This window comes from Streptomyces echinatus (assembly GCF_014203595.1).
GTDB lineage: Bacteria > Actinomycetota > Actinomycetes > Streptomycetales > Streptomycetaceae > Streptomyces > Streptomyces echinatus.
The window spans coordinates 129,252-148,273 of record NZ_JACHJK010000012.1; the positions used below are offsets into that span (position 1 = coordinate 129,252).

Consider the following 19,022-nt stretch of genomic DNA (forward strand, 5'->3'; position numbering starts at 1 on the left):
GTGACATATAAGTCTGACTTTTTAGGGCTGTGATGCAGGTCGTACGCTGAGTGCATGAGCACACGGGGCCGGGGTCTGCACGGCCATGTTCTGGACACCCTCGGCCCCGCGATCACAGCCGGCGAGTACCCGCCCGGCAGCGTTCTGCGCACGGACGAACTCGCACAGCACTTCGAGGTGTCACGCTCCGTGATGCGCGAGGCGGTACGCGTTCTCGAATCCATGCACCTGGTCGAGTCCCGCCGCCGGGTCGGCGTCACGGTCCGCCCCAAGGCCGAGTGGAACGTCTACGACCCGCAGGTCATCCGCTGGCGGCTGGCCGGCGCCGACCGCCCGCACCAGCTGCGCTCGCTCACCGTGCTGCGCTCCGCGATCGAACCCGTGGCGGCGGGCCTGGCCGCGCAGCACGCCACGGCCGAACAGTGCGCCGAACTCACCGAGTGCGCCCTCGGCATGGTCGCCAACTCACGCGGCCACAGGCTCGGGGAGTACCTGGTCCACGACGTCGCCTTCCACCGGGTCGTCCTCGGCGCCTCCGGCAACGAGATGTTCGCCCGCCTCGGCGACGTCGTCGCGGAGGTCCTGACCGGCCGCACCCAGCACGAGGTCATGTTCGAGGACCCCGACCCGGCGGCCGTGACCCTGCACGTACAGGTGGCCGAGGCGGTCCGCGCCCGCGACGCGGTCCGCGCCGAGGAACTGACCCGCCGGATCACCATGGGCGCCCTCGAGGAACTGGACATCCTGGCCCCCTGAGCCCGCCCGCCGGAGCGGTCCTCAAGCCCGGCTACTCGTCCGGGAACTCCCCGTCCACGTACACCCACGCCCCGTCCACCCGCTCGAACCGGCTCCGCTCGTGCAGCGAACCGCCGCGGTAGGAGGCGCGGAAGGTGACCGTGCCCGTCGGGTGGAAGGCGGACCCCTCCGCCGTGTCCAGGATCTCCAGGCCCGTCCACTTCGTCCGGGGGTCGAGGTCCAGCCGCCCGGGCCGGGTCCGCGGATGCCAGGTGCGCAGCAGGTACGCCGCGTCCCCCCTGACGAACGCGCTGTACCGCGAGCGCATCAGCAGCTCGGCGGTCGGCGCGCTCGCGGACCCCGCGTGGAAACGGCCGCAGCAGGCGTCGTAGGGCCGGGGGAGTCCACAGGGGCAGGTACGCGAGGTCATGGCCCACATTCTGCCTCTACCAGGGGAGGCGTCCGACACGGCACGGGTGCACAGTGGAAGGGCCCGAACGGGTGTGTCCCGCCGGGTGCGCGACGACGGGAGGCGAGAGGGACGATGACCCGACCCGTGTGCAGCCGTCCTCCGGCCATCAAGGAATGGCGGCTCAACCTGTACCTGTCCGAGCACGATCCGGACACCACGGCCCGGATCGTCCTCGACACCGGCGACAACGTCCTGGAGAGCCACGCGGAGGCCCGCAGGAATCCCTACGACCGCGCGCTGCCGGAGATCGGCGACGAACTCGCCGCGGGCCGCGCGCTCATCGCCATGGGCCGGCTGCTGCTGCGCGCCGCCGACGGCGACATGAAGGCCACCGGGGCGGCCGACACCGACGGCCCGGCGCCGCTCTGGCTGCCGCGCGAGTGAAGGAGCACCACCGTGCACTTCAGGAACCGCCTCGAAGCGGGCCGGCGGCTCGGCGCCCGCCTCGAGTACCTCAGGGGCCAGGACGTGGTGGTGCTCGGGCTGCCGAGGGGAGGCGTGCCGGTCGCCGCCGAGGTCGCCGAGGCACTCGACGCGCCCCTCGACGTCTGCCTGGTGCGCAAACTCGGCGTGCCCTACCAGCCCGAACTCGGCATGGGAGCCATCGGCGAGGACGGCGTACGCGTGATCAACCAGGAGGTGCTGCGCGGCACCGGCGTGGGCGACGTCGACCTCGCCCGGGTCGAGGAACGCGAGCGCCACGTCCTGCTGGAACGCGCCGCGCGCTACCGCGGCGACGCGACCCCCCTGTCCGTCGCCGGCCGGACCGCCCTGGTCGTGGACGACGGAGTGGCCACCGGCTCCACCGCCCGTGTCGCCTGCCGCATCGCCCGGGCCCGGGGCGCGGCCCGCATCGTGCTGGCGGTCCCCGTGGCCCCCAGGGACTTCGCCCGGCGACTGGGCGGGGACGCCGACGAACTGGTCTGCCTGGACACCCCGTGGGACTTCGCCGCGGTCGGCCAGTTCTACGCCGACTTCACCCAGGTCGCCGACGACGAGGTCACCGCCTGTCTGCACCGGGCCGCGAGCCGCCACCGGCACCGGGCAGGCGCCGGATCCACCGACCGCGAGGTGACGGTGACGGCAGGCGCCGTACGGCTGGGCGGACGCCTCACCCTGCCCGACGACGCCACCGGCGTCGTGGTCTTCGCCCACGGCAGCGGCAGCAGCCGGCACAGCCCGCGCAACCGGTTCGTCGCCGGGGGACTGCACCGGGCCGGACTCGGCACCCTGCTGTTCGACCTGCTCACCGACGAGGAGGAAGCCGACCGGGCCAACGTCTTCGACATCGCACTCCTGGGCGGCCGGCTGCTGGACGCCACCCGCTGGCTGCGCGAGGAACCCGATGCCGAGGGACTCGCCGTCGGCTACTTCGGCGCCAGCACCGGAGCCGCCGCCGCCCTGTGGGCCGCCGCCGACCCCGCCGCACGGCCCGCCGCGGTCGTCTCCCGCGGCGGCCGGCCCGACCTCGCCGGACCCCGGCTGCCCGCGGTCACGGCACCCACCCTGCTCGTCGTCGGCGGCGCGGACGCGCCGGTCATCGAGCTCAACCGGGACGCACAGGCACAACTGCGGTGCGAGAACCGGCTGGAGGTGGTCCCGGGCGCCACCCACCTCTTCGAGGAGCCCGGCACGCTGGAGAGGGTGACCGAACTGGCACGCGACTGGTTCACGGACCACATGGCACCCGCGCACGTGTAGGCGCGGACCATGCCCGGGCGGACCGTCACCCTGTTCCTCGCCGGAGACGTCATGCTCGGCCGGGGCGTCGACCAGATCCTCCCGCACCCCGGCGACCCGCTGCTCCGGGAGGACTACGTGCACGACGCCCGGGACTACGTCGCCCTGGCGGAGGCCGCGAACGGACCCGTGCCCCGGCCCGTCGACCCCGCCTGGCCGTGGGGCGAGGCACTGCCCGTGCTGGAGCGCGCCGCCCCGGACGTACGGGTGATCAACCTGGAGACCGCCGTCACCGGGAACGGCGACTTCGCGCCGGGCAAGGGCGTCCACTACCGGATGCACCCCGCCAACCTGCCCTGCCTCGCCGCCGCCCGCCCCGACGTCTGCGTCCTCGCCAACAACCACGTGCTCGACTTCGGGCCGGCCGGCCTCGCGGAGACGCTGGACTCCCTCGCCGCGGCCGGGCTGCGCACCGCCGGAGCGGGCCGGAACGAGGTCACCGCGTGGCGGCCCGCGGCCGTACCGCTGCGGGCCGGCGGACGCGTCCTGGTCCTCGCCTTCGGGATGCCCTCCAGCGGGATCCCGCACAGCTGGGCCGCCACCGCCGAACGGCCCGGCGTGGCCTTCGTCACCGCGCCGACCCCGGCCGCCGCGACGGACTTCGCCGACCGCCTGCGACAGCTCGAACGCCCCGGCGACATCGTCGTCGCATCCGTCCACTGGGGCCCCAACTGGGGCTACACCGTTCCCCGCGACGAGGTCCGCTTCGCCCACGCGCTCGTCGACGCCGGCGCCGACGTCGTCCACGGGCACTCCTCGCACCACCCGCGCCCGCCGGAGGTGTACCGGGACCGGCTCGTCCTGTACGGCTGCGGCGACCTCGTCGACGACTACGAGGGCATCGGCGGCTACGAGCGCTACCGCGACGACCTGCGGCTGCTGTACCTCGCCTCGGTGGAGACCGGCACCGGCCGGCTCACCGCACTGCGGATGGTGCCGCTCCGGGCCCGCCGGCTGCGCCTGGAACACGCCTCGGCCGACGACACCGACTGGCTGCGCACCGTGCTCGACGGCCATGCCCGCCCCCACGGCACCCGGGTCGAGCACGCCGCCGACGGCACGCTCACGGCACGGGCCCTGCACGCGGGCGCACCGCGGTGAGGCCCGCCGCTCAGTGCCTCCCGCCCTTGCGCAGGAACCGGCGCAGCCGGGTCAGCGGCCAGGTGTTGATCACGTCGTCGCAGGTCAGCCAGCCGCGCTGCGCGGTACCGACGCCGTAACGCAGTTGCCCGAGGTGCGGCACGGAGTGCGCGTCGGAGTTCACGGCGAACTTCACCCCGTGCTCCCGGGCCCGCAGGATGTCCGCGTCGCACAGGTCCAGCCGGTCCGGCTGGGCGTTGACCTCCAGCGCGGTGCCGGTGCGCGCGCAGGCGGCGAACACCTCGTCCCAGTCGGCGTCCACGCCCGGCCGCCTGCCGATCAGCCGGGTCGTCGGATGCCCGACCACATTGACGTACGGGTTCTCGCAGGCCCGCACCAGCCGGCGCGTCATCGCCCCGCGCGCCAGGCCGAAGTGGGAGTGCAGCGAGGCCACGCACAGATCGAAACCGGCGAGGAACTCCTCCGGCCAGTCCACCTCGCCCTCCGGACCGATGTTCAGCTCGGTGCCGTGCAGCAGCCGCATCCGGCGCCGGGTGCCGTCCAGCTCCCGCAGCCGCTCCCGCTGGGCGAGGACCTTCTCGTCCGTCATCCGCTGCATGGACAGGCCGGGCGCGTGGTCGGTGACCGCGTAGTACGCGTAGCCCCGCTCGGCGGCGGCCTCCACCATCGTCTCCAGCGAGGCCAGACCGTCGGTGAGATCGGTGTGCGTGTGCAGGTCACCGCGGATGTCCCGCTCGGTCACCACCTCGGGCAGTTCCCCGCGCAGCCCCGCCTCGATCTCCCCGCGGTCCTCGCGCAGCGTCGGCGGGATCCACGGCAGGCCCAGCCGCGCGTACACGTCCTCCTCGGTACGGGAGGCGACCGGCTCCCCGCTCCCGGTGTCGAACAGGCCGTACTCGGAGAGCTTCAGACCCTGGTGCACGGCGATGGTCCGGGTACGGATGTTGTGCGCCCTGGAACCGGTGAAGTACTGCATCGCGGCGCCCCACGACTCCGGCGGCACCACCCGCAGGTCGACCTGGAGCCCCTCGGCCGTGCGCACCGACGTCTTCTTCGAGCCCCGCACGACGACCTCGGCCGTGACCGGCAGCTCGCACAACGCGTCCATGAACGGCGCCGACCGCTTCGCCGCGACCAGCACGTCCAGGTCCCCGACGGTCTCCCGCATCCGGCGCAGCGAACCGGCGTACGCGCAGCGCCGGCAGCCCGTCACCCCCGACAGCCCGGCGACGATCCCCTCGGCGGTGTCCGTCGCCCGCGCCAGCGGCACCCGCGCACCCGCCCGCCGGAGCAGCTCGATGCCGTGCCGGATGTTGTCCTGGGTCTTCTCGCCGAAGCCCTTCAGATCGGCCAGCGCGTCCGCCTCGACGGCAGCGGCCAGCTCGCTCACCGAGGAGATGTGCAGGTCCTCGTAGAGCCGCAGCGCCTTCTTCGGCCCCAGCGTCGGGATCGTGATCAGCTCGCGCACCCCGGCGGGGATCCTCGCCCGGCGCTCCTCGACCAGGCCGATGCGTCCCGTGCGCAGATACTCGGTCACCTTCTCGGCGATCGACCGGCCCACGTTCGGGATCTCCCGCAGCCCGTCCGCGTCCAGGGCGGAGATGTCGGCCGGATGGCCGCCGATCGCCCGCGCCGCCTTCTCGTAGGCGCGTGCCTTGAAAGCGTCGCCTCCGGTGATCGCGAGGAGATCGGCGTACTCCCGCAGGAGCGCCTCGACCTCGTCGTTGGGCCGGGCCACCCCTCAAGTCTAGGAAGCCGCGCCCACCCACGCGAAAGGCCCCTGCTGAGCAGGGGCCTTCACTGGTGTCCGAGGGGGGACTTGAACCCCCACGCCCGATAAAGGGCACTAGCACCTCAAGCTAGCGCGTCTGCCATTCCGCCACCCGGACAAGGTGTCTGTCGTGCGAGTTTTCCCTTTCGGCGGGGTTTCCCTCGCGGCGACGAAGGAAACATTACCAGGCTTTCGAGGGTGCCTGATCACCCCCGCTCCCGGGCTCGGCCGCGCGTGAACGGTGTGTGACGGGCCGGGTCCGGTCTTGGGTCCGGACGGCGCCGGAGAGAGGATGAGGAGACCACCAGCAGTGACAGCGGGAGGAAGCACCGTGAGCGAGACGGACACGGCCAGGGGCGTCACCGGCGAGGACGAGGTCGTGGACCTCTGCCGCGAGCTGATCCGGTTCGACACCAGCAACTACGGCGACCACTCAGGGCCGGGCGAGCGCAAGGCCGCCGAGTGGGTCGCCGAGAAGCTCGCCGAGGTCGGACTGGAGCCGAAGATCTACGAGTCGCACCCCGGCCGCGCCTCCACGGTGGCCCGCATCGAGGGCGAGGACCCCTCCCGGCCCGCGCTGCTGATCCACGGCCACCTGGACGTCGTCCCGGCCAACGCCGCCGACTGGACCCACGACCCGTTCTCCGGCGAGGTCGCCGACGGGTGCGTGTGGGGGCGCGGGGCCGTCGACATGAAGGACATGGACGCGATGACCCTCGCGGTCGTCCGCGACCGGCTGCGCAGCGGGCGGCGGCCCCCGCGGGACATCGTGGTCGCCTTCCTCGCCGACGAGGAGGCGGGCGGCACGTACGGCGCCCGCCACCTGGTCGACCACCACCCCGAGCTGTTCGAGGGCGTCACCGAGGCGATCAGCGAGGTCGGCGGCTTCTCGTACACCGTCAGCGAGGAGCGCCGGCTGTACCTGATCCAGACCGCCGAGAAGGGCATGCACTGGATGAAGCTGACCGTGGCCGGCACCGCCGGGCACGGGTCGATGATCCACCGTGACAACGCCATCACCGAGCTGTCGGAGGCCGTCGCCCGGGTCGGCCGGCACACGTTCCCGGTCCGGGTCACCAAGACCACCCGGGCCTTCCTCGACGAGCTCGGCGACGCCCTCGGCACCGAGCTGGACCCCGAGGACATGGAGTCCACCATCGCCAAGCTCGGGGGCATCGCCAAGCTGATCGGCGCGAGCCTGCGCAACACGGCCAATCCCACGCAGCTGAACGCCGGCTACAAGGTCAACGTCATCCCGGGCGAGGCCACCGCCCACATCGACGGCCGGTTCCTGCCCGGCCACGAGGAGGAGTTCCTCGCCGACCTCGACCGGCTCCTGGGCCCGCACGTGCGGCGCGAGGACGTGCACGCCGACAAGGCCGTGGAGACCACCTTCGACGGGGCGATCGTCGAGGCCATGCAGTCCGCGCTGCTCGCCGAGGACCCGGCGGCGAAGGCGATCCCGTTCATGCTCTCCGCCGGCACCGACGCCAAGTCCTTCGACGACCTGGGCATCCGCGGCTTCGGCTTCGTACCCCTCAAGCTGCCGCCGGAGCTGGACTTCGCGGGCATGTTCCACGGAGTGGACGAGCGGGTGCCGGTGGACGGGCTGCGGTTCGGTGTGCGGGTGCTCGACCGCTTCATCGACGCCTCGTGAGGCCGTCCCCCACCGGGGCGCCGCGCTAATCGGGCAGCCGTACGAGGCCGACTGAGAAGGGTGAATGCGACGATAAGTTCGTAGCTTGATTACTCCCTCCTCGTTGCAGCTGATGTGATCCCGCGCCTTGGGGTCGCATTGCCAACTAGGAGGAAGTAATGATCAAGAAGGTCGTCGCTGCTGCGGCTGCCACCGGTGGTCTGGTTCTCGCGGGCGCGGGCCTCGCCGTCGCCGACTCCGGCGCCCAGGGTGCCGCCGTGCACTCCCCGGGCGTCGTGTCCGGCAACGTCGTCCAGGTACCCGTGCACATCCCGGTGAACGTGTGCGGCAACACGATCAACGTGATCGGGCTCCTGAACCCCGCCTTCGGCAACGCCTGCGTCAACAAGTGACGCCGGCTCCCTGAGGGGCGTCCTTATACGAGCCGTCGGCCCCGGAGCGCGCGCCATGCGCTCCGGGGCCGACCGGTCTTCCGAGAACCGAAGCAGGGAAGGCAGGGGGGAATTCAGCATGCGACAGGGCACGCGCAAGGGCCTGATGACCATGGCCGCGGCGACCGGCGTGATCGCCGCCGCGAGCGGCTACGCACACGCCGACGCGAACGCGGCGGGCGCCGCCGGGGGCTCACCCGGCGTACTGTCCGGCAACACGGTGCAGGCACCGGTGCACGTACCGTTGAACGTCTGCGGCAACACCGTCAACGTCGTCGGGCTCCTCAACCCGTCGGTGGGCAACTCGTGCGCCAACCACGGCGGCGGTTCGGGGGGTCACCACGGCGGCTCCGGCGGCTCGCGCGCCGACGGCCACACCGGCGGCTCGCCGGGCGTCGGGTCCGGCAACACCGTGCAGGTGCCGGTCGACGTCCCGGTGAACGTGTGCGGCAACAGCGTCGACGTCATCGGCGTCGGCAACGCCACCGCGGGCAACGACTGCGCCAACGACGGCGGGTACGGCACCCCGCCGGGCAAGCCGGGCAAGCCGGGCCACCCCGGACACCCGGGCCACCCCGGACACCCGGGCCACCCGGGGAAGCCGGGCGAGCCGGGCCACCCGGGGAAGCCGGGCGAGCCTGGCCACCCGGGCACTCCGGGCCACCCCGGGACTCCGGGCCACCCCGGCACTCCAGGCAACCCCGGCACCCCGCACCAGCCGGGCGGGCAGGGCCACCACGGCACGGGCACCCACTCCGGCACGAGCGGCCAGGACGCCGCCCACGGCACGTCCCGGGTCGAGGCACAGACGGGCCGCTCCACCCAGCCCCTGGGCACCGCCGAACTCGCCCACACGGGCAGCGAGGTTCCGCTGGGCCTCGCGCTCCCGGCCGGCGCGGGCGCGCTGCTCGCGGGCGCGGTCCTCTACCGCAAGGCCCGGGCCGCGGCCTGAGCGACAGCGCCGACAGGACGTCGGCCGGCGGCCCGGTGACCGGGCCGTGAAGCCGGCGGACGGAGCGGGTCCCGCCTTCGGGCGGGGCCCGCTCCGTTCACATGTCCGTACTCACCATGTGGCGCGTACCTGGCGGATGATCCGCCGGCGCAGCCGCACCCTGCGGCTGCCGTCGCGCAGCAGGCTCAGTCGGTCCAACTCCCAGTGTCCGTACTCGGCATGGTCCGTCAGCAGACGCGTCGCCTCCTTGCGGGAGACCCCGCGAGGCACGTACACGTCGACAAATTCGTATTCCGGCATCGCATCTATTGTGCGGGCTGGTGCCCGGTACGGATAGCGTCTGCACTATGTCTGATGCTGCGCAGCCCACCGCTGCCGAGGTACGCGCCGCCGCCGAGGCGGTCAAGACCGCGCTCGACCGTCATCTGGCTGCGATCGAACGCAGGTCGGGAGAGGACGATCCGGCCGTCTCCGAGGCGTTCAACCAGCTGGCCGCTGCCGCGGAGGCGTACGACGAGCTGCTCTACGACCGCTTCGACGAGGTCACGCCCTTCGAGATCCCCGGTGCGGAGGACGCGCTGCCGCCGTACGCGGGCCCCGAGGAACCGAACGCGATCAGTGTGCTGATCCGCCGCGACTACCTCGTGGCCGAACCCCAGCGGCTGCTGGCGCAGGCCCAGCGGGTCGAGGCGGCGGAGTACGAGGGCGGCGCGGACGCCGACGACGCCGCCGGGACCGTCCCCGGGGCGCTGGGCGTCCTCTTCGGCGAGTTCGAGCCGGACGAGATCGCCTCCCGGCACAAGGAGTTCGGCCTGGAGGAGGGCGACTCCACGCTCTGGGTCACGGCGGCGGAGGAGCCGTTCGAGGCCGGGGAGTGGCTGGAGGCACCGTTCGAGCACGTCGACCCGCAGACGGTGGTGTGCCGGTTCGACGTGAGCGCGGTCTTCGACGACGAGGAGTCCGACGGCGAGGACGAGCTCGACTTCGCCGGCGAGGACGACGAGGAGCTGGAAGCGCTCGACGCCGAGAAGTGAGGCGTGCCCGGCGCTGCCGAGGGGTCCGAGGCCGGTACGGCACCGCCGGGCTCCGCCGTCGTGACGGACCGCCGCCGGAGGACGGGAGGGGCGGTCAGGTCGCCTGGGGGCGCAGCAGGGTCCGCAGGCGGGTCGTACGCGGCTTGGGGGCGATCTCCGCGACCGCCTTCGCCAGGGCCTGCTCCACTCCGTGGACCACGGACAGGTGCCGTTCCCCCCGGCCGAACGCCGTGTACACCCAGGGGCGGCTGAGCGCCTGCGCGGCGTCGCCGGGCAGGACCACGACCGTCGCCGGCCAGCGGGCGCCCACCGCCTGGTGCGCGGTGACCGCCCAGCCGTGCCGGACACTGCCCTCCACCCGCTCCCTCGGTACGACGACCGGGACGCCGGCGCAGGACAGGTGCAGCCCGTCGGCGTCGGCGTTCACCACCACGCCCGGCACCGTGCGCCCCGGCGCGGGGGAGTAGGCGATCCGGTCACCGGGGTCGAAGCCGCCGAACCGGCCCGGGCCGGGGTTGAGGCGTTCCTTCAGGGCGGAGTTGAGCGCGCGGGTGCCCGCGGCGCCGCCATGGCCCGGGGTGATCACCACGGTCTGCTCGGCCGGGACGCCGATCGCCCGCGGCACCGAGTCCGCGACCAGCTGCACGGTCCGGTGCACGGCCTCGCCCGCGTCGCGCACCGGCACGATGACGATCTCCTTGCCGGGCGCGGCGACCTGGTTCAGCTCGCCGGCGCCGATGCCCGAGACCAGCTCGCCGAGGGGACCGGGGTCCGGGACGCGGGAGACGGCCTGCGGGCAGACCCGGGCCGCGAGCAGGTCGGCGAAGACCCGGCCCGGACCGGCCGACCACAGCACCCCGGGGTCGCCGCTGAGCACCAGCCGCGCCCCGTCGGGCAGCGACTCCACGAGCATCGCGGCGCTCTCCACGTCCAGCTGGGGCGCGTCCAGCACGACCAGCAGGTCCAGCTCCAGCGCGCCGTCCGCGTCCCGGCCCGGACCCTCGGCGCCGGACAGCAGCCCGGCGACCGTGCCCACACCCGTCTCCGCCAGGTCTCCGCCCAGCTGGGCGGCCAGCCGCCGGCACCCGTCCGGTGTGTGGCAGGCGGCGAAGGCCCGGAGCCCCGCGCCGCGGGCGGCACCGAGCAGCGCGGCCGGTTCGGCGCGGGCCGCCTCCCCGCCGGTGTGCAGCACCAGGCCGTGCCCGGCAACCGCACGGGCCAGTTCGGCCGCACCGCCGGACACCCCGGCGGCCGCCGCCTCCCACGCCTGCCCCGCCTCCTCCGAGGGGGAGTTGACCAGCCGGGCCAGGCCGTCCGCGAGGCTCTCCTCGGCCAGCGCGTACCGCTCCAGGCCGACGAGGACCCGGACCGGCCGCTCCCGCTCCTCGTCCTCCTCCTCGTCCTCGTCCCGCGGTGCGGGGGCGCCGGGCTCCTCCAGGGCGTCCTGGAACACCAGCGCCTCCCCCTCGGCGAGCGTGTCCTGCACCGCCGCGTCCGGGTCCGGGACGCCCTGCCGGCCCAGCGCCGCGAGGAGCGCGGGCAGTTCCAGGGCGGTGTGCCCGGCCACGGCCGCCTGCTCCAGCAGCCAGCCGGTCATCGCGCGGCCCCGCCGCTCGTCGTCCGGGCCGCAGGCGGCGCCGAGCAGCGCCCGCGCGAAGCCGTCGGCCTGCTCCGGCCGGACTCCGGCGACCCGGAGCAGCCGCCAGGGGTCCTCGCGGAGCGCGGTGCCGGCGCCCTCCCCGAGGACCGCCGCGGCCTGCGGGGCCAGGGTGTCGGGCGCGCCGCCTTCGGCCAGCACGCGGCGCACGGCCTCCACCGTCTCCGGCGCGGGACCGCCGGGCACCGGGGTGGCGGCGGGGGCGGGCTGGGGCCTGCGGACCGGCTCCGGGGCGGGGCGGCGCGGTGCCGGCGCGGGCTCGGCGAACACCGTGGCCACCGGCTGCTCGCCGCTCTCCACGGCCCGGACCGCCGCGAGCAGGTCGGCGGCCGTGCCGCTGAGCTTGGTGCCGCTGGCGATCGGGCCCTTGCGCTCGGCCTTGCGGCGCTCGATCCGCTCCCGCTCGATCCGCTGCGCGGCCAGCTCGGCCTCCGCCTCGGACCGCCCGGCCCCCTCGGCTCCCTGCGCACCCTCCGACGCCTCGGCCGTGCCGCTCTCCGCCCCCTCGACACCGTCCGTGTCCGGCGCGCCCTCGGCGTCCCGCTCGCCGCCGGCATCTCCGCCGGAAGTTCCTTCGCCGTCGGCGCGATCGGCGTGATCGGCGTCGTCCGTGTCACGCTCGCCGTCGGCGCCCCGGGAGGCCTCTGCCGCCACCGTCTCCACCGTCTTCGCCGGCTCCTCGGCCGGCTCGCCCGTCCCGGCCGCCGCGGAGCCCTCCGCCGTGCCACCGCCGCCCGCCCGGTCCTGCGCACGCCCTCCCCCGGGCGCCGTCTCCCGATCCGCGGTCCGGGGTGTGTCCGGCGTCCCCGGCCCGGCTTCCTCCGTGGTCTCCGGCTCCGTGCTCACAGCGTGCTCCAGTCGTGATCGGGATAGCGGTGCACGGGCGCCGACACATCGTCCAGCGCCCTGCAGATCTCGTCAGGAAGACTAAGGGCCTCCACTGACAATGCCGCCGTGAGCTGCTGCGCGTTGCGCGAGCCGACGATCGGCGCGGCCACCCCGGGCCGGTCCCGGACCCAGGCGAGGGCCACCTGGAGGGGGGTGACCGCGAGCCCGTCGGCCGCGGTCGTCACCGCGTCCACGATGCGGGTCGCCGTGTCGTCCAGGTACGGCTCGACGAACGGCGCGAGGTGCTCGGAGGCGCCGCGCGAGTCCGGGGGAGTGGTGTGCCGGTACTTGCCGGTGAGCACGCCTCTGCCGAGCGGCGAGGACGGCAGCAGGCCCACACCGAGGTCGAGCGCGGCGGGGAGCACCTCGCGCTCCACGCCCCGCTGCAGCAGCGAGTACTCCAGCTGCGTACTGGCCAGCCGGGTGCGGGCGCCCGGCGCGGCGAGCTGCCAGGTGGCCGCCTTCGCCAGCTGCCAGCCGCAGAAGTTGGAGACGCCGGCGTACCGGGCGCGGCCGCTGCTCACCGCGATGTCGAGGGCCTGGAGGGTCTCCTCCAGCGGGGTGCCGGGGTCGTAGGCGTGGACGTGCCACAGGTCGACGTACTCCGTGCCGAGGCGGGTCAGGGAGGCGTCGAGGGCGGCGAGCAGATGGCCGCGTGAGCCGTCGAAGCGGCGGTCGGGGTCGGGCACGCTGCCGGCCTTGGTGGAGATGACCAGGTCCCGGCGCGGCACGAGGCCGTCCATGAGCCGGCCGAGCAGGTACTCCGCCTCCCCGTCGCCGTACACGTCGGCGGTGTCGACGAGGGTGCCGCCGGCTTCCCAGAACGCCTTCAGCATGTCCGCGGCGTCGTGCTCGTCCGTGTCCCGGCCCCAGGTGAGGGTGCCGAGCCCGATCCGGGACACACGCAGGCCGGTACGGCCGAGATGCCTCTGCTCCATGCGGGCGAGATTACTGGCCAGAACCGGTGCGGTGGGTTGCCTGTGGACAACCGGACCGATCACCACGCACCCGGCACCGATCCGGCGTGGGACAGCGCCCCGAAGGGGCACGGGAAACCGCGCGACCAGCCCCGAACGCCCCGCACCCGGGAACCACCCCGCGCCCTCCCGCACCCGGCCCCCGACCCCCGGCCCCGCACCCGGGAACCGCCCCGTGTCCGGCCCCCGAAACCCGCGCCCGGCGGTCGACCCGCGCCCCCGCGGCCCCTGCCCCCGGCACCCCCCTCACGCTAAGGTCACCCCGACAAGGACGTTACTCATGGGTAAGGGGAATCGGCCATGCAGCTCGGGATCAACCTCGGCTACTGGGGTGCCGGAATGGACGGCGACAACCTGGCCGTGGCGCAGGAGGCCGACCGGCTGGGCTACGCGGTGTGCTGGGCCGCCGAGGCCTACGGCTCCGACGCGGCCACCGTGCTCAGCTGGGTCGCCGCGCAGACCGAGCGCATCGAGGTCGGCTCGGCCATCTTCCAGATCCCGGCCCGGCAGCCCGCCATGACGGCGATGACCGCGGCCACCCTCGACTCGCTCTCCGGCGGCCGGTTCCGGCTCGGCCTCGGCGTCTCGGGCCCCCAGGTCTCCGAGGGCTGGTACGGCGTCAAGTTCGACAAGCCGCTGGCCCGCACCCGCGAGTACGTGGAGATCGTCCGCCGGGCGATGACCCGGGAACGGCTGACCTACGAGGGCGAGCACTGGACGCTGCCGCTGCCCGGCGGCCCCGGCAAGCCGATCAAGCTGACCGTGCACCCGCAGCGTGAGCACATCCCGCTGTACATCGCCGCGATCGGCCCGAAGAACCTGGAGCAGACCGGCGAGATCGCCGACGGCGCGCTGCTCATCTTCCCCTCCGCCGAGCACCTGGAGGAGACCACGGTCAAGTACCTGCGCGCGGGCCGGGAGAAGGCGGGCCTGACGCTCGACGGGTTCGACGTCTGCCCGACCCTGCCGCTCGCCCTCGGCGACGACAAGGACGTGGCCCGGCTCGCCGACACCTTCCGTCCGTACACCGCGCTGTACGTCGGCGGCATGGGCAGCGCCAAGCAGAACTTCTACAACCAGCTCGCCCAGCGCATGGGATACGAGAAGGAGGCCGCCGAGATCCAGCGGATGTATCTGTCCGGGGACAAGCAGGGAGCCGCCGCCGCGGTCCCGCAGGACCTGATCGACAAGACCGCCCTGCTGGGCTCCGTCGACCGGATCGCCGACCGGATGAAGGACTACGCCGCCGCCGGGGTCACCACCCTCAACCTGGCCCCGGCCGGCTTCACGCTGGACGAGCGGCTCGCCTCGCTGCGCGCCGGCAGTGAGGCGCTGGAGCGGGCCGGGCTCGCGTAAGGGAGGTTTCCACGGCCGTGGTGGGGGCTCGGGGGTCTTCCCCGCCACGGCCGTCACGGGGAACAACGCGCCCGGCGCCGTGCGGTTACGACCCCCGCGGCCCTTCTTTCGCGCCGCCGCGGTCCTTCGTTCGGCCGAGTCGGCCCACACCCCTGTTGCGGCTCCGTTCCGTCCCCATTTGACTCGTTCTCTGCGGGATCCCGAGGAGCTGCGGAGAGGTGACTGCCATGCTGTCGGCGAAGAGTCTGTTCCAGGAGATCCTCGACAACGACGAGTCCTTCCGGCTCTTCTGCTCCATCGCCGCCGGCGGAGAGGCCCAGGGTGGCTGGGAGAACGGACGGATCGCCGCGCTCGTGCCGCGGAGCGAAAGCGCGCTCGCGCCCAGGATCGCCCGGCACGGCGCCGACGAGGACAAGCACGGACGCATCTTCACGGCCCTGCTGAGGAGACGCGGACTCACCCCCGTCCCCGTTCCGCCGGAGACCGACTACACGATGCTCCTGGAAAAGCGCGGCATCGGTCTCGCCCACGACCGGCTGCGCCGGGACGAGCCGCTCACCGTCCCGGACCTCATCGTCTACCTCGCGCACAGCCGGGTCACCGAACAGCGGGCCGCCGACCAGATGGCCATGCTCCGCAGGCACTTCGGCGACCACCCCGACGTCGGCAGGGCGGTCCGCATGATCTCCGAGGACGAGGACAGGCACCTCGCCTACACCCACGAGGAACTGCTGCGCTTCGCCGCCGCCGGGCACGGCCGGCTCATCCAGCGCACCCTGCGCGCGTGCGCGCTCGCCGAGATCCGCGTCCACCGGGACGTCAGCCTCGCCGTGATGGCCCGCATGGGCCGCGTCCTCGGCTGGGGCCGGTCCCGGTCGGCGCTCCTCGCGGCCGGCATCCACGCCGCGTACGCCTACGAACGCCTCGCCGGCCGGCACCACATGGTCGGCCTCGCCATGCCCGCACACCGCGACGCCCTCGGCGCCCCGGCCGCGCCCGCCCCCGAGTACGCCTGACCCGCTCTCACAGCCAGCCGCGCCGCTTGAACAGCCGGTGCAGCACGACCTCCAGCCCGGCCATCACCAGGATCACCACGGGATACGACCACAGCCAGTGCAGCTCGGGCATGTGGTCGAAGTTCATGCCGTAGATGCCCGCGATCATCGTGGGGACCGCGGCCATCGCCGCCCACGCGGAGATCTTCCGCATGTCGTCGTTCTGCCGCACGCTCATCTGCGCCAGGTGGGCCGACAGGATGTCCGACACCAGCCGGTCCAGCGCCTCCACCGACTCGTTCACGCGCGCGAGGTGGTCGCTCACGTCCCGGAAGAAGGGCCGCGCCTTGTCGTGCACGAAGGGCACCGCGGTGCCGAGCGGACCGCTGCCGGCCAGGCGGGTCAGCGGCAGCGTCAGCGGCCCGGTGGCCCGGCGGAACTCCAGGACCTGCCGCTTGAAGGTGTAGATCCGGGACGCGGTGTTGCGCGAAGCGCCGAGCTCGGGCTGGAACACCTCCGCCTCCAGCTCGTCCAGGTCGGTCTGCAGCTCCGTCGCCACCTCCAGATAGTGGTCGACGGTGGCGTCGGCGATGGCGTACAGCACCGAGGTGGGGCCCTTGTCGAGCATCTCCGGCTCCTCCTCCAGCCGGTGCCGCACCGCGGCCAGCGGCGAACCCTCGCCGTGACGCACGGTGACCACGAAACTCTCACCGACGAAGACCATCACCTCGCCGGCCGAGACGGTGTCGCTCTCCGGCTCGTACGCGACCGGCTTCAGCACCAGGAACAGCGAGTCGTCGTACACCTCCAGCTTGGGCCGCTGGTGCGCCTTGAGCGCGTCCTCCACGGCCAGCGGGTGCAGCCCGAACTCCTCCGTCACCAGGTCGAACTCCCGCTCGGACGGCTCGTGCAGCCCGATCCACACGAAGCCGCCCGCCGCCCGCGCCTCGGCGAGCGCGTCGGACAGGTCCTCCGGTCCCTCGGCACGCCGTCCGTGCCGGTATATGGCGCAGTCCACGATCACGCTGCGCATTCTCCCTTCGCCCGCCCACCGCCGCGCGGTGGTGTACGCCTACCCTTGCCGCATGCCCACGCTGATCCTCGTAAGGCACGGACGTTCCACCGCCAACACCTCGGGCCTGCTCGCCGGGCGGACGCCCGGCGTCGCCCTGGACGAGCGGGGCGCCGCGCAGGCCGCCGCGCTGCCCGGAAGGCTCGCCGGCCTGCCGGTCTGCGAGGTCGTCACCAGCCCGCTCCAGCGCTGTCAGGAGACCGTACGGCCGCTGCTGGAGGCCCGGCCCCACCTGCGCTCCCACACCGAGGAGCGGATCAGCGAGTGCGACTACGGCGACTGGTCCGGCCGCAAGCTCGCCGAGCTCACGGACGAGCCGCTGATGGAGGTCGTGCAGGCCCATCCGTCCGCCGCGGCCTTCCCCGGCGGCGAGTCCATGCGGGCCATGCAGACCCGCGCCGCCGAAGCCGTACGTGAGTGGAACGCGCGCGTGGAGCGCGACCACGGCGCCGACGCCACGTATCTCATGTGCTCCCACGGCGACATCATCAAGTCCCTCGTCGCCGACGCCCTCGGACTGCATCTCGACCTCTTCCAGCGGATCTCCGTGGAGCCGTGTTCCATCACCGCGATCCGCTACACCCGCCTCAGGCCGTTTCTCGTTCGTCTCGGCGACACCGGGGATTTCGCTTCGCTCGCCCCGCGTGAGGAACCCGGTGAGGGCGACGCACCGGTGGGGGGTGGTGCGGGAGCACCGTGATCGTCGGCCGCAGTAGGGTGAAGCGACCCACCCAGTCGCTCTTCCGCACGGCCCGTACCCTCGAAACCCTCGCCATCACGATCAATGGAGACAGGACGTGTCCCGTCAGGTGTTCCTCTACGACCAGCCGGACCGCTTCGTGGCCGGCACGGTCGGACTGCCCGGACGCCGTACGTTCTTTCTCCAGGCCACCGCAGGCCCCCGCGTGACCAGCGTGGTTCTGGAGAAGACCCAGGTCGCCGCGCTCGCCGAGCGCATGGACGAACTGCTGGACGAGGTCGTACGGCGCAGTGGCGGCAGCGCCGCCGTGCCCGCGATGGCGCCCAACGAGATCTCCGACAGCGCCCCGCTCGACACCCCCATCGAGGAGGAGTTCCGCGTCGGCACCATGGCCCTGGCCTGGGACGGCGAGGACCAGCGCATGATCGTCGAGGCGCAGGCCCTGGTCGAGCTGGACGCCGACACCGAGGAGGACCTCGCCGAGGCCGAGGAGCGACTGCTCCAGGACGAGGAGAACGGACCCCCGATGCTGCGGGTCCGGCTGACCGGCGCGCAGGCCCGGGCCTTCGCCAAGCGCGCCCTCGACGTCGTCAACGCCGGGCGGCCACCGTGCCCGCTGTGCAGCCTCCCGCTCGATCCGGAAGGACATGTATGTCCGCGCCAGAACGGATACCGCCGCGGAGCGTGACGGACGATCCGAACCCCGCCGAACTGCTCGCGCGGGGTGAGCTGACCGTACGCGGCCGGATCCGTGAGGCGTCCAACGCGGCGCTGTTCTGCACGGTCTCCCTCGACGGACGGAAAGCCTCCTGCGTGTACAAGCCGGTGGCCGGGGAGCGCCCCCTGTGGGATTTCCCCGACGGCACCCTCGCGGGCCGCGAGGTGGCCGCCTACGAGGTCTCCGAGGCCACCGGCTGGGGTCTCGTGCCGCCGACCGTGCTGCGCGACGGCCCGTACGGCGAGGGCATGTGCCAGCTGTGGATCGACGTCCACGCCGAGGCGGAGCTGCTCGCCCTGGTCGACGCCGAGGAGCCGGAGCCGGGCTGGAAGGGCATCGGGTTCGCCGAGGTCGGCGAGGGCCGCACCGCGCTGCTGGTGCACGCCGACGACGAACGGCTGCGCCGGCTCGCCGTCCTGGACGCGGTGATCAACAACGCCGACCGCAAGGGCGGCCATCTGCTGCCCACCGCCGACGGGCGGCTCTACGGCATCGACCACGGCGTCACCTTCAACGTCGAGAACAAGCTGCGCACCCTGCTGTGGGGCTGGGCCGGTGAGCCCCTCACCCCGGACGCCGTCGGCGCCCTCAAGGGGCTGCGGGACGCCCTGGACGGGCAGCTGGGCAACCGGCTGGCCGGACTGATCACGGCGGCCGAGACCGACGCCACACGCGCGCGTGTCGACGCGCTGCTCACCTCGGGCCGGCACCCGGAGCCGGGCGGGGACTGGCCCGCCATCCCCTGGCCACCCGTGTGAGCACGGCC

The 19,022-nt window shown here is 73.5% G+C and carries 19 protein-coding genes and 1 tRNA gene; 13 read left to right on the forward strand and 7 right to left on the reverse strand.

The genetic code is table 11. The features are described from left to right. The first annotated feature begins 54 nt into the window (after positions 1-54). A complete protein-coding gene (locus tag FHS34_RS29460; protein WP_184970938.1) occupies positions 55-756 on the forward strand; it encodes a FadR/GntR family transcriptional regulator in 702 nt (233 codons plus the stop codon). 31 nt (positions 757-787) lie between these two features. Here the strand turns inward: FHS34_RS29460 and FHS34_RS29465 are convergent, their stop codons facing one another. Further along, a complete protein-coding gene (locus FHS34_RS29465) occupies positions 788-1,165 on the reverse strand; it encodes a YchJ family protein (protein WP_184970940.1) in 378 nt (125 codons plus the stop codon). A gap of 114 nt (positions 1,166-1,279) precedes the next feature. On the opposite strand from FHS34_RS29465, the gene FHS34_RS29470 reads away from it, so the two are divergent. Genes FHS34_RS29470 through FHS34_RS29480 form a run of 3 tightly spaced genes read left to right on the forward strand, consistent with a single transcriptional unit; the run spans position 1,280 to position 4,048 of the window. Then, positions 1,280-1,591: a dsRBD fold-containing protein gene (locus tag FHS34_RS29470; protein WP_184970942.1), complete on the forward strand. Its 312-nt coding sequence runs from the start codon at positions 1,280-1,282 to the stop codon at positions 1,589-1,591. 12 nt (positions 1,592-1,603) lie between these two features. Further along, positions 1,604-2,908 (forward strand): phosphoribosyltransferase, encoded by a 1,305-nt coding sequence (locus FHS34_RS29475; protein WP_184970944.1) that lies wholly within the window; start codon positions 1,604-1,606, stop codon positions 2,906-2,908. Between the two features lie 9 nt (positions 2,909-2,917). Continuing rightward, positions 2,918-4,048, forward strand: coding sequence for a CapA family protein (locus FHS34_RS29480; RefSeq protein ID WP_184970946.1), 1,131 nt, complete (start codon positions 2,918-2,920; stop codon positions 4,046-4,048). A gap of 10 nt (positions 4,049-4,058) precedes the next feature. Here the strand turns inward: FHS34_RS29480 and polX are convergent, their stop codons facing one another. Then, the gene (gene polX / locus FHS34_RS29485; RefSeq protein WP_184970948.1) at positions 4,059-5,786 is read right to left on the reverse strand and encodes a DNA polymerase/3'-5' exonuclease PolX; all 1,728 of its coding nucleotides are present in this window, start codon (positions 5,784-5,786) and stop codon (positions 4,059-4,061) included. 63 nt (positions 5,787-5,849) lie between these two features. Continuing rightward, a tRNA-Leu gene (locus tag FHS34_RS29490) sits at positions 5,850-5,937 on the reverse strand. Positions 5,938-6,150: 213 nt separating this feature from the next. Here FHS34_RS29490 and FHS34_RS29495 point away from each other — a divergent pair. The 3 genes from FHS34_RS29495 to FHS34_RS29505 all read left to right on the forward strand — a co-directional run bounded on the left by FHS34_RS29495 (position 6,151) and on the right by FHS34_RS29505 (position 8,859). Then, positions 6,151-7,476, forward strand: coding sequence for a M20/M25/M40 family metallo-hydrolase (locus FHS34_RS29495; protein ID WP_184970949.1), 1,326 nt, complete (start codon positions 6,151-6,153; stop codon positions 7,474-7,476). Between the two features lie 158 nt (positions 7,477-7,634). After that, positions 7,635-7,868: a chaplin ChpH gene (gene chpH, locus FHS34_RS29500; protein WP_161289575.1), complete on the forward strand. Its 234-nt coding sequence runs from the start codon at positions 7,635-7,637 to the stop codon at positions 7,866-7,868. Between the two features lie 118 nt (positions 7,869-7,986). Then, positions 7,987-8,859 (forward strand): chaplin family protein, encoded by an 873-nt coding sequence (locus tag FHS34_RS29505; RefSeq protein WP_184970951.1) that lies wholly within the window; start codon positions 7,987-7,989, stop codon positions 8,857-8,859. Positions 8,860-8,970: 111 nt separating this feature from the next. On the opposite strand, the gene FHS34_RS29510 is transcribed toward FHS34_RS29505, so the two are convergent. Next, positions 8,971-9,159 carry a DUF5703 family protein gene (locus FHS34_RS29510; RefSeq protein ID WP_014671721.1) on the reverse strand — a complete coding sequence of 63 codons (189 nt, stop codon included), beginning with the start codon at positions 9,157-9,159 and terminating at the stop codon, positions 8,971-8,973. A 47-nt stretch (positions 9,160-9,206) separates the two neighbouring features. On the opposite strand from FHS34_RS29510, the gene FHS34_RS29515 reads away from it, so the two are divergent. Beyond that, positions 9,207-9,893, forward strand: coding sequence for a hypothetical protein (locus FHS34_RS29515; RefSeq protein WP_184970953.1), 687 nt, complete (start codon positions 9,207-9,209; stop codon positions 9,891-9,893). A 94-nt stretch (positions 9,894-9,987) separates the two neighbouring features. On the opposite strand, the gene FHS34_RS29520 is transcribed toward FHS34_RS29515, so the two are convergent. Both FHS34_RS29520 and FHS34_RS29525 read right to left on the reverse strand, forming a co-directional pair. Beyond that, entirely contained in the window at positions 9,988-12,396 is a 2,409-nt protein-coding gene (locus FHS34_RS29520) for a helix-hairpin-helix domain-containing protein (RefSeq protein WP_184970955.1), read from the reverse strand. Beyond that, positions 12,393-13,376 (reverse strand): aldo/keto reductase, encoded by a 984-nt coding sequence (locus FHS34_RS29525; RefSeq protein ID WP_184970957.1) that lies wholly within the window; start codon positions 13,374-13,376, stop codon positions 12,393-12,395. Before FHS34_RS29525 ends, FHS34_RS29520 begins: the two co-directional genes overlap by 4 nt. 339 nt (positions 13,377-13,715) lie before the next feature. Here FHS34_RS29525 and FHS34_RS29530 point away from each other — a divergent pair, with 339 nt between their 5' ends. Next, complete coding sequence (locus FHS34_RS29530) at positions 13,716-14,771, forward strand: LLM class F420-dependent oxidoreductase (RefSeq protein ID WP_184970959.1); 1,056 nt, start codon at positions 13,716-13,718, stop codon at positions 14,769-14,771. Between the two features lie 227 nt (positions 14,772-14,998). Then, on the forward strand, positions 14,999-15,787 hold the full coding sequence (locus FHS34_RS29535; protein ID WP_184971282.1) for a ferritin-like domain-containing protein: 789 nt from the start codon (positions 14,999-15,001) through the stop codon (positions 15,785-15,787). Positions 15,788-15,794: 7 nt separating this feature from the next. On the opposite strand, the gene corA is transcribed toward FHS34_RS29535, so the two are convergent. Further along, positions 15,795-16,790, reverse strand: a complete 996-nt coding sequence (gene corA, locus FHS34_RS29540) for a magnesium/cobalt transporter CorA (protein WP_184970961.1) — start codon at positions 16,788-16,790, stop codon at positions 15,795-15,797. A 61-nt stretch (positions 16,791-16,851) separates the two neighbouring features. Between corA and FHS34_RS29545 the strand changes: the two genes are divergently transcribed. From FHS34_RS29545 to FHS34_RS29555, 3 genes are all read left to right on the forward strand, one after another. After that, the gene (locus tag FHS34_RS29545) at positions 16,852-17,538 is read left to right on the forward strand and encodes a histidine phosphatase family protein (protein WP_184970963.1); all 687 of its coding nucleotides are present in this window, start codon (positions 16,852-16,854) and stop codon (positions 17,536-17,538) included. Positions 17,539-17,635: 97 nt separating this feature from the next. After that, a complete protein-coding gene (locus tag FHS34_RS29550) occupies positions 17,636-18,226 on the forward strand; it encodes an Rv2134c family protein (RefSeq protein ID WP_184970965.1) in 591 nt (196 codons plus the stop codon). Further along, entirely contained in the window at positions 18,190-19,014 is an 825-nt protein-coding gene (locus tag FHS34_RS29555) for an Rv2133c family protein (RefSeq protein WP_184970967.1), read from the forward strand. Before FHS34_RS29550 ends, FHS34_RS29555 begins: the two co-directional genes overlap by 37 nt. The last annotated feature ends 8 nt before the right edge of the window (positions 19,015-19,022 follow it).

Excerpts from the sequence above, each read along its gene's own strand:
- FHS34_RS29515 (WP_184970953.1), top strand. The coding sequence starts at position 9,207 with ATGTCTGATGCTGCGCAGCCCACCGCTGCCGAGGTACGCGCCGCCGCC.
- FHS34_RS29460 (WP_184970938.1), top strand. The coding sequence starts at position 55 with ATGAGCACACGGGGCCGGGGTCTGCACGGCCATGTTCTGGACACCCTC.
- FHS34_RS29525 (WP_184970957.1), bottom strand. The coding sequence starts at position 13,376 with ATGGAGCAGAGGCATCTCGGCCGTACCGGCCTGCGTGTGTCCCGGATC.
- FHS34_RS29465 (WP_184970940.1), bottom strand. The coding sequence starts at position 1,165 with ATGACCTCGCGTACCTGCCCCTGTGGACTCCCCCGGCCCTACGACGCC.
- FHS34_RS29510 (WP_014671721.1), bottom strand. The coding sequence starts at position 9,159 with ATGCCGGAATACGAATTTGTCGACGTGTACGTGCCTCGCGGGGTCTCC.
- FHS34_RS29480 (WP_184970946.1), top strand. The coding sequence starts at position 2,918 with ATGCCCGGGCGGACCGTCACCCTGTTCCTCGCCGGAGACGTCATGCTC.
- FHS34_RS29505 (WP_184970951.1), top strand. The coding sequence starts at position 7,987 with ATGCGACAGGGCACGCGCAAGGGCCTGATGACCATGGCCGCGGCGACC.
- FHS34_RS29470 (WP_184970942.1), top strand. The coding sequence starts at position 1,280 with ATGACCCGACCCGTGTGCAGCCGTCCTCCGGCCATCAAGGAATGGCGG.
- FHS34_RS29555 (WP_184970967.1), top strand. The coding sequence starts at position 18,190 with ATGTCCGCGCCAGAACGGATACCGCCGCGGAGCGTGACGGACGATCCG.
- FHS34_RS29545 (WP_184970963.1), top strand. The coding sequence starts at position 16,852 with ATGCCCACGCTGATCCTCGTAAGGCACGGACGTTCCACCGCCAACACC.
- FHS34_RS29530 (WP_184970959.1), top strand. The coding sequence starts at position 13,716 with ATGCAGCTCGGGATCAACCTCGGCTACTGGGGTGCCGGAATGGACGGC.
- chpH (WP_161289575.1), top strand. The coding sequence starts at position 7,635 with ATGATCAAGAAGGTCGTCGCTGCTGCGGCTGCCACCGGTGGTCTGGTT.
- FHS34_RS29535 (WP_184971282.1), top strand. The coding sequence starts at position 14,999 with ATGCTGTCGGCGAAGAGTCTGTTCCAGGAGATCCTCGACAACGACGAG.